General features: G+C 56.2%; 7 protein-coding genes. 3 read left to right on the top strand and 4 right to left on the bottom strand.

Going from position 1 to position 9,615, the window contains the following annotated elements:
* Nucleotides 1-168 precede the first annotated feature (168 nt).
* On the top strand, nt 169-1,854 hold the full coding sequence (locus IGS51_RS16440; RefSeq protein ID WP_297079877.1) for an ABC transporter substrate-binding protein: 1,686 nt from the start codon (nt 169-171) through the stop codon (nt 1,852-1,854).
* A 102-nt stretch (nt 1,855-1,956) separates the two neighbouring features.
* Here the strand turns inward: IGS51_RS16440 and IGS51_RS16435 are convergent, their stop codons facing one another.
* On the bottom strand, nt 1,957-4,173 hold the full coding sequence (locus tag IGS51_RS16435) for a PhoX family phosphatase (RefSeq protein WP_367279363.1): 2,217 nt from the start codon (nt 4,171-4,173) through the stop codon (nt 1,957-1,959).
* Between the two features lie 914 nt (nt 4,174-5,087).
* Here IGS51_RS16435 and IGS51_RS16430 point away from each other — a divergent pair.
* The gene (locus tag IGS51_RS16430) at nt 5,088-6,773 is read left to right on the top strand and encodes an AarF/ABC1/UbiB kinase family protein (RefSeq protein ID WP_297079879.1); all 1,686 of its coding nucleotides are present in this window, start codon (nt 5,088-5,090) and stop codon (nt 6,771-6,773) included.
* Between the two features lie 150 nt (nt 6,774-6,923).
* The gene (locus IGS51_RS16425) at nt 6,924-7,457 is read left to right on the top strand and encodes a hypothetical protein (RefSeq protein WP_297079873.1); all 534 of its coding nucleotides are present in this window, start codon (nt 6,924-6,926) and stop codon (nt 7,455-7,457) included.
* Between the two features lie 25 nt (nt 7,458-7,482).
* Here IGS51_RS16425 and sixA read toward each other — a convergent pair whose 3' ends face one another.
* The 3 genes from sixA to IGS51_RS16410 form a co-directional block, all read right to left on the bottom strand.
* On the bottom strand, nt 7,483-7,980 hold the full coding sequence (gene sixA, locus IGS51_RS16420) for a phosphohistidine phosphatase SixA (protein WP_297079871.1): 498 nt from the start codon (nt 7,978-7,980) through the stop codon (nt 7,483-7,485).
* A gap of 109 nt (nt 7,981-8,089) precedes the next feature.
* Nucleotides 8,090-8,386 carry a hypothetical protein gene (locus tag IGS51_RS16415; protein ID WP_172358556.1) on the bottom strand — a complete coding sequence of 99 codons (297 nt, stop codon included), beginning with the start codon at nt 8,384-8,386 and terminating at the stop codon, nt 8,090-8,092.
* 309 nt (nt 8,387-8,695) lie between these two features.
* Nucleotides 8,696-9,615 (bottom strand): lyase family protein (locus IGS51_RS16410; protein ID WP_297079868.1); only part of this gene is annotated, 920 nt, incomplete at its 5' end.

Genomic DNA, 9,615 nt, shown 5'->3' with positions numbered 1-9,615 from the left:
CAAATTCACCCTCCAAATTCACCCTCAAATTCATCCTCAAACTCTGACTGCTGCGCCAAGAAGACGGGTGGTGTATTACAGTTTTAATGCGATCGGCTTTAATGCGATTGGCGGCTCGCTAAGCGGGCTTGCTGAAAGAGTAGAGAGATTTAGGACGCAATGGGACGCATGATGAAGGGATTGGTAAAACGGGGTCGCGGGCAATGGGCAATGCCAGAGCGGGGCAGGATGCGAATCGCCCAATTTGCCGCACTATTTTGTCTGTGCGTGGCGCTAATTGTCGGCTGCGGTGGCTCGCAGACGGGCAACGCACCCGCTCCCGAAGCAACAGGGACGACGGGTTCTACGTCCGGTGGCCGCATCGCAATGGGCACAACGCAAAAGATTGACACGCTTGACCCCGCCGATGCTTATACAATTTTCGGCGGCATCTTGCTGTATAACCTGGGCGATCGCCTCTACACCTACGAACCAGGCACCACCGACATCGTGCCCCAGCTTGCTACCGAAATGCCCACCGTCAGCGATGATGGGCTGACCTACGTAATCCCCCTGCGCCAGGGCGTAAAGCTGCACGACGGCACGGACTTCAACGCCGAAGTGATGAAATTTTCGATTGATCGCTTCATGCAAAATGGCGGCGGGCCCTCCTTTTTGCTGTCCGATCAGGTGGAGTCTGTCACTGCCAGCGGCGAATACGAACTCACGATTCGGCTCAAGTCGCCCTTTGCTGCCTTTCCTGCCCTGCTCACCTTTTGGGGGGTCACGCCTGTTCCTCCCAGCAGCTACGAAATTGGCGAAGGCAAATTCAAGCCCGATAGCTTCATCGGCAGCGGCCCTTACAAGGTTGCGTCGCTCACGCCCGACTCTATCAAGCTGGACGTAAACCCCGATTACTGGGGCGAAAAGCCCGCCAACGACGGCATCGACATCCAGATCTACGCCAGCCCTGCCAATCTCTACAACACCTTCCGCACCAAAGGTCTAGATGTCGCCTATCAAACGCTTGATCCTGAACAAATTACCAGCCTCAAGCGGGAAACCAGCAGCGGCGGCTGGGAGGTGATCGAAGCGGGCACGACCGTCGTTAACTACATGACGCTTAATCAGAAGGTGGAGCCGACCAATGATCTGAACGTGCGGAAGGCGATCGCCGCCATGATCGACCGTAACCTAATCAACGAGCGCGTCTTTCAAGGTCAGGCCGCCCCGCTCTACACCATCATTCCCCCCGCCTTTGAAGATTCTGTCCCCGTATTCAAAGAGGCCTACGGCGACGGCAATTTCGACAAAGCCCGCGAGTTCCTCACCGCCGCTGGCTATTCCGAAGCAAATCCGCTGAACTTTGAGGTCTGGTATCCCTCCGCCTCCACCATCCGCGCCAACGTCGCCAACACGCTAAAGCAGTCCATCGAGCGCGGTCTGCCTGGCCTCGTCACCGTCACCGTCAACAGCGCCGAACGCGCCACCCTCTCCCAGGGCGTGGACAACGGGCTATACCAAACAGTGCTGCTGAACTGGTATCCCGACTTCTTTGATCCCGACAACTTTGTACATCCGTTCCTAAGTTGCGACCAGGGTTCTCCCGAAACCCTCTGCCAGCGAGGGGCTAGCCAGGGCAATGGATCTTTCTACTACAGCCCTAAGGCCAACGAACTTGTGACCAAGCAACGGGCTGAGCAAGACCCCGCTGCCCGCGCCAAGATGTTCAAAGACCTGCAAACCCTACTGGTCGAAGATGTGCCCTACATTCCCCTGTGGCAGAACAAGGACTACATCTTCGTGCAAAATACGGTCAAAGGCGCGGCCATTCAGCCCACCCAGCAGTTCTTCTTCTGGCAAATGAGTAAGTGAGCGCTGAGCATAAAAAAACACCCCCCACCTTAACAGAGTTTCAACAAAGTCAGGGTGAGGGGTCGTTCTAATCATTCAAGCCAACTCAAGCCAACTCAAGCCCTACACAAGCGGTGCGCCATTGGTGCGGCGAACCGCAATCACAGCAGGCTTTGGCGGATCGTTGGGCTGATTGCCCGGCCAGTTGGAGCCGATGGGCACTTCACGAGTTTGTTCAAACTCTTTGCCATCGGTGGTTCGCATTGCAAATTTGCGAGTCTCAGACTTCATTTGCTTGCGAACCCCTCCAATTTCGCCGGGGTGCTGAACTGCTAGGAAGAAGCTCTTCATATCCGAAGTTACAAAGGGCCCTGTCATTTCACACTCCACTGGGCCATAGGCAAACAGATAGGCTTCTCCAGCATTTGCCCCGGACATGGGGAAATACCACAACGAGTTGTTGCCATATAGACCCCGCAGATCAGACTGGCTCACCTTGGAACCATCAGACTTGATGCGGCTGGCGACCTCTTTGTTGTGCTTGTCGGTGGACATGTCCGTTACCATCCACAGGTTGCCCTTTGCGTCAAACTCCAGGTTGTCGGGGTTGGCAAAGCCCAATCCACCGTCAGCGGGTTCTCCACCCAGAGCCATCACATCCCATCGGAATGTCATCGAAGCGGTATTGTTGCCATCTTCCATGAGCTTGACAATCCAGCCATACTCCCATTGAGACTCGTTGTTGGGGGCTGCAAAGACAAACTTGTTGGGGCTGCCATCGCTACCGCTGGGCGAGCCAGAGGTAAAGGCGATAAACAGCGTGCCGTCGGCGGCCAGGTCGGTGTCTTCAGGACGGGCGGTGCAGGTGGCTCCGGCGGCGTTGGCAGCGTAGTGTGCGTCGATCAGGATTGCGCCCTGTTTTTCTTCGGCATTGCCGATATACAGGTCGCCCAGCGTTCTGAACTGAGACTTGTAGGGGGCGATCGCCGCATCGTCAGTTACTCTACTGAAACCACCATCAGGGCGACTGGGCAGCGTGATCATGCCACCCACATGCACGCTGGGCAGTTCAGGATCAACGGGCGTATCTGCCTTTAGCGCAATCCAGCGGCCCGTGCCATCGGGGTTGAACTTGGCAGCGTAGAGCATTCCGTTTTCCATCAGGCGCGAGTTGGACTTGCTCTTGGGGTCGCGCACCGTGCCGTCGCTGACGAACTTGTAGACGTGTCCACCCCGGCGATCGCAGCCTGCATAGACGGCCAATTTTTGACCCGCTACAGCGCGAATCCCAAAACCTTCGTGGCGATAGCGACCCAGCCAGGAGTGCTTGGTGCCGTAGTCGTTCGGGTTAGACGGATCTACTTCGACTGCCCAGCCGTACTTGTTGCCTGCCAAGCCAAACACGTTGCCCGTACCGTCCACACCTTCGTTGTTGACAATAAAGGTCTTCTTGCCAGGGTCAAAGGAGGTGCCATCCGCGAAGACAGCCTCAGGAACGAAATCTTGAATGTTTTCTTCGCCGCTGAGTACAGTGCCCCAGGGGGTTGTCCCGCCAGAGCAGTTGTTAAACGTGCCAATCACCTTGTCACCCAAGGTATCGATATAGCCCTGTCCACTGCGCTTCTGGAAGACGGCTACCGCCGGGCCGGTGGTCTTCAGGTAGCGGCCGTCCTTTAGACCCGAAGCACCTGTAATGCGGCGATCGTTGCCAGAGTTGGTGCGGACCCACTTGCCGCTGGCATCCCGCCGTACCGAAAGAACCGATATGCCCAGATCAATCAGGGCTTCTTCGCAATACTGAGCAACGGTGGCTTTCAGGGGATTGCTATCCGGCAAAGCGAAGGCATTGATGCCTGCATCACCCGCTGCCTTCACCGCAGCCTCGATTTCAGCAACGGGTAGGGGCTTACCGATGACCTGCTGGAAGGTTTCGTTCCAGGGCACAGAGCTAATATATTCGTGGTTAACCACCAGGAAGCCTTCTCCCGGTGCCGTCTCGATTAGCGAAATGTAGTCATTGTTGTAGCCAAAGCGAGAATCACCCACGCGATCGCCCCAAGCAGCCACCACATCATAGGTATAGCCAGGCGGCAGCACCACGTCATCCTTGATCACGTAGCTGCTGTATTGAGCAATCTGCCGCGTCAGCGAAACACCGTCCGTTTCCACAGGCATCGGCCCTTTAACGGGGGTGAAAGGGAGCGTCGCAGTTTGCGCGGAGGCGGGTGTGCCCTCTAGCGCGGGAGACAGCTTTTGCCCATTTTGCACCAAGGGTTGCAGCGCCAGAGAGCCAGCACTTGCACCCATAAACATCAGAAAGTGTCTGCGTTTGAGACTCATATTTCAGTAGTGTTCTCTCAAAAAGTGCGTTGGATCGTCAGGGTTGTTTGTATGCTCAGCCTCGCCTGCTCCATCGCGCCCCTTCCAAGACAAGTTAGAGCCATCAAACTAGAGCCATCGAGTCAAGTCCAGCTAGTCAGAAATCAATCAGAAATCGATCAGAAATCAGTATGAGCTTGGGACACAAGCGAACCAGACTAGGGCGCGTTGGATGAGGAGAAACTGAGGAAACAACTGACACAGCTTAAAAATCTACAGAGTTTGGATTAAGAGTCTGTAATCCCTTCGTTAAGGCTTTGGATCAAATGCCTTTGAAAAATCTAGAGATTTAGCCTGGTGCTGGCTCGCCCTAGACGGGTTAGGGTTTGGTTAAGAGCTTTGCCAGGATGCATAGAGGGCGATCGCCCTTAGCCTGAGCTTTACCAAGGGGGGCGATCGCCCTGTCCCAGGGTTGATCCCACGCCTCGCAGATTTATTAAGAAATGTTCATCCTGTTTGAAATTCTTTACATCTACGCTGCAAGATTTAACATTCACTTAACGCAGCGTGAAGTGCTGAGAATAGCAGGTTTCGGAAGTACAAATCGATAACATCTATTTAATGTATTGGAATAAAATATTCAGAAAGTTTACTGAGTCGGGCGATCGCCATTTCATTCGATGTAGTTTCTTATACGATGGTAAATAGAGCAGCCTTAGATGCTCTATCGGGAATCCTAATCCCGAACCATCTCAAACCCGCCCAGACCTGCCTGAGTGCTACCGTTGGGAAGTTGGGGTTTTCCACTTCCCCCTTGCGACCTCACACCCAAACCCTGTTGCTGGCAGGCAATGGCAGGTTTTGAGTCGCACTCCTTTGGTTTGAGAGGATACGCAAGCGTGAGTCAGCCTTCTCGTCAACCTTCTCTGGGTCAGATGCGGCGCTACGACCCAGAGGCGATCGCACAACATTACCGCACTCGCCCCTGGCAGTCCCTTTGGCGGGCCGTTTCCATCGTCTGGATGTTTGCCGGGTTTCTTCTGGGTCTGCAAATAGACCAGTGGCGTGGACAGGCTGGGGAGCATCAACCCCGGCGTGCTGCCCAGCTTCGCCACATTTTGACCCGCCTCGGCCCTACCTTTATCAAAGTTGGACAGGCCCTCTCGACTCGCCCTGACCTGATCCGCAAAGACTTCCTGGATGAACTGGTTAAGCTGCAAGACAAGCTGCCGCCGTTTTCTAACGACATCGCCTTTAGCATTATTGAATCTGAGCTAGAGCGCCCGGTTTCCGAGCTGTATCAAGAGATCTCGTCAGAACCCGTCGCCGCCGCCAGCCTCGGTCAGGTCTATAAAGCCAAACTTTATACGGGCGAAACCGTTGCGGTAAAAGTGCAGCGTCCCCGCCTGATGCCCGTAATCACGCTGGATCTGTACCTGATGCGCTGGGCCGCCACCTGGATGGAGCCGTTTCTGCCGCTGAATCTGGGGCACGATCTGACGCTGATTGTGGATGAATTTGGGACGAAGCTGTTTGAGGAAATCGACTACCTCAACGAAGGGCGCAACGCCGAAGCCTTTGCCGCCAATTTTCAGGACGATCCTACGGTCAAAGTGCCCTCAATTTACTGGCGTTATAGCAGCCAGCATGTGCTGACGCTGGAGTGGATCGACGGCTGCAAGCTCAACGACGAGGCAGGGCTGTGCGCCCTGAGCCTTGACCCCGACGCTGTAATCAAAATCGGGGTTACGTCGGGTCTGCGCCAATTGCTGGAGTTTGGCTTTTTCCATGCCGACCCCCACCCCGGCAATCTGTTTGCCATGGCCGATGGGCGGATGGCCTATATCGACTTTGGCATGATGGATCAGTTGGATCAGTCCACTAAGGAAACGCTGGTGGATTCCGTGGTGCATCTGATCAACGAAGACTATGCAGAGATGGCGCGGGACTTTGTAAAGCTGGGGTTCCTCACGCCTGATACTGACATCCGCCCGATTATTCCGGCGCTGCAAGCGGTGTTTCAAAACGCCGTCGGCGCAAGCGTGGGCAACTTTAACTTTAGAACCGTCACCGACGAGTTTTCGGCGCTGATGTACGAGTATCCGTTCCGGCTGCCTGCGAAGTTTGCGCTGATTATCCGGTCGCTGATTACCCAAGAAGGGCTGGCTCTCAGCCTCAATCCCGATTTCAAGATTGTGGAAGTGGCCTATCCCTACGTGGCACAGCGTTTGCTGAAGGGAGAAACGCCTGCCCTGCGCCGCCGCCTGCTCGAAGTTCTGTTCAAAGACGGCAAGCTGAACTGGAAGCGGCTGGAAAACCTGATTGCGATCGCCCGCAGTGACAACAACTTTGACCTGCTGCCCACCGCCCAACTGGGTCTGCAATATCTCATGTCGGATGAAGGCGCGTTTCTTCGCCGCGAAATCATCCTCGCCCTCACAGAAGACGATCGCCTCCACACCGACGACGTACAGCGCCTCTGGGAACTGGTAAAACACGACTTCCAGCCGGGTCGCTTAGTCAGCGCCGCCTGGGGGGCGATCGCCAGAGAAACGAGCGATCGCGCTGCGGCCCTGCTGCCTTCCGTCGCCACGCTGCTGGTGCCTCGCCCAGAAGAGTAGACCCTGGAACAGGGGTTTTCAATCAGCCTGGTTGAAAGATTAACTTGGTGAAACCATCAAAAGTTTGCGTCTGATTCCAGCGGCTTTGGTTCGCTTGTATTATGCTGGGGATTGCCTGAGAAACTCGATTCTGGCAATTTCGGCAGATCTATGCAAGAGACAAGGCAAAAAACCAGCGCAACTCGTCATAGCGCTAGCCCTGAAATCGCCCGGCGGCTTTCGGTGGCGGAACTGAGCCAGCGAATCCTGGACATGGGCAAAACGGGGGTCTACCGAGCTTCTCTCTTTGAGGCGCTGGGGCCCGTGGCAACGCAGCGGCAAATTCGAGCGGCGATCGCCCATGCAAAGCATTTTGGGCTACATTCGGTTCCCAGCCTGCGCGATGCCGAATTGGGCACGTATTATCAGCTAGATCTGGCGAAATATCAGTCGCTCCAGCACTTGGTAGCAGCCTCTGCGCCGCTGACCGCCGAGGGTGATGTAATCGCCAAATATACGCACGCCACAGAAACCATCGCCACAATGCTGAATCTGGGGCGTGGGCTAGGCATTGTGCTGGCGGGCACGGGCGGGGTGTGCGTGTTTTTGGGAAAGCCGCAGGTGAGCTTCGGGCTGCTGAGCGGGGCGCTGAGCTTGGGGCTGCTATGGCTGCTGCAAGGGGCGATCGCCCGCCGACAGTCCTAGTCAGATCCCGCTGCGATAGAGTCCGCTAAATCAAAAATCGCGGCGGCGTTAGCCAGAAAATCTGACTATTGCCCACGGGCGTTCCGCTCTGGGGCACCAGCAGCCCCACCACACCCGCCTTCTTGAAAACGACATGGTGCTTCACATCGCCCCACACTAGGCGTTCCGTCCATTCACTCAGACAGGGTTCGTGTCCCACCAGCGCCAGCGCTTTGGCTCCCGTCTGCCGCCACTGGTCAAACCAGGGCAGCCAGTCGAGCAGCGACCCATCAAACGCGAGATGGCGCGACGCTTCGAGCGACTGACTCAGCCCTGCCGCACAGAGAATCTCCGCCGTCTGCCGCGCCCGCACCAGCGGACTGGTCAGCACATGGTCAAACCGAATGTCCAGCTTGTGCAGCCGATCGGCCACCTGCCGGGTTTTGCGCTGACCTTCTTCGGTCAGCGGGCGCTCGTCGTCGTTGGCATAGCTGCCATGCTCGCCCGCCAGTCCGTGACGAATCAGGTAGAGTTCGAGGGTCATGAAGGGGAAGAACCAAGCGACAGGGGAACAGAAATGACGGGGGGACGAAGGTGGCAGAGTGTCGAATATTGGCAACTCCATTACCGCATTCAACCCGCTATCGAGAACGCTATCGGGAACGATTGAGAGCCGTCACGCGCTCCGCGTTGGAGAAGACATCTTCGCCCTGAAGCTGGGACAGAGCAGGTTTCATCTCCATTTTCAGCACGTTGTCTACGTTGATGAACACAGTTTGCTCTGGCAGGTTGACGATCCACCAGTCTTTTTTCAGCAGATGGCGCACTTCGAGTTGGGTGGTTTGGTGCGTGCCATCGCTTTCAATCGGGGCATACAGGTTGAAGGATTCGCTGGTGCCGTTGACGTAGTGAAACGTGAGCTGGGTGTAGAGGGATTCTTGATATTCCATGACCTTCCAGTAGTGGGGATGCGGGTGTGCGCGGGCGTTCGGTGAATCTGCGTCTCGAAAGGCGCGAATGCTTCAATATTGCGATGGTTTCTGGGAAATGGGTACGCGATTTTAAGGAATCTTCTCAAGACTTTAGGTGAGCGATCGCCCGCCCGGTTTTCCTGGCAAGACTAAAAATTCGTCCATTTCCCACAGCTACTTCCCACAGCTACTTCCCACTGCTACTTCCCACTGCTACTTCCCACTGCTGCTACTTCCTGCTGCTTCCCGCTGCTACTTTCTACTACTTCCCACGGCTAATTCCCACTGCTACCCTTCGGTCTGAGCCGGGGTCATGGCGCTCATTTGCTCCAGATTGAGGACGTTCGCCAGGTCTGCCTCGCTCATCAATCCCTTCTCCAGCACGATTTGCCGCAGGGATTTTCCGGTTTCTAGCGATTCTTTGGCCACCGCTGCTGCGTTGAGATAGCCGATGTGCGGGTTGAGCGCCGTTACCAGGGCGAGGCTGCCTTCAGCGTATTGCCGACAGCGATCGCCATTCACCACGATGCCCTTCAGCCCCTTTTCGGTCAGCGCGGCGATCGCATTTCCCAAGATTTCAATGCTCTGGATCAGGCTGTAGGCAATCATCGGCATCATCACGTTTAGCTCAAGTTGGCCGGCCTGGGCGGCCAGGGCGATCGCCGCGTCGTAGCCCATCACCTGAAAACAGACCTGGGAAATCATCTCCGCCATCACGGGGTTATATTTTCCCGGCATGATGGAGGAACCGGGCTGCACAGGCGGAAGCTGGATTTCCTTGAACCCCGTCTTGGGGCCAGAATCCATCAGCCGCAGGTCGTGGGAAATCTTCACCAGGTCTTGGGCCAGGTTGCGAATTGCGCCGGAGACTGCCACAAAGGGAGCCATACTCTGCATAGCCGCCATCAGATGTGGGGCAGAGGTGAGCGGCTTGTCGATCAGCGTGGAGAGAATCTCTGCCGCCCGGAAGCGATACCTGGGATGCGTGTTCATGCCTGTGCCCGCTGCGCTGCCGCCCAGCCCCAGCACGGTCAGGTCTTTTTCGGCAAACTGGAGCCGCGCTAGATGATCCGCCAAGATCTGCGCCCACGCGCCAAAGGTGTCGCCCATGCGAACCGGGACGGCATCTTGCAGGTGCGTCCGACCGGATTTCACCACGTCTTGGTATTCCCCGGCCTTTGCCTGGAGCGCGGCGATCGCCCCCTTCA

Origin of the sequence: Thermoleptolyngbya sp. M55_K2018_002, from assembly GCF_015295965.1 — a bacterium.
Classification (GTDB): Bacteria; Cyanobacteriota; Cyanobacteriia; order Elainellales; family Elainellaceae; genus Thermoleptolyngbya; species Thermoleptolyngbya sichuanensis.
This window is presented reverse-complemented; position numbering and strand designations above follow the sequence as displayed.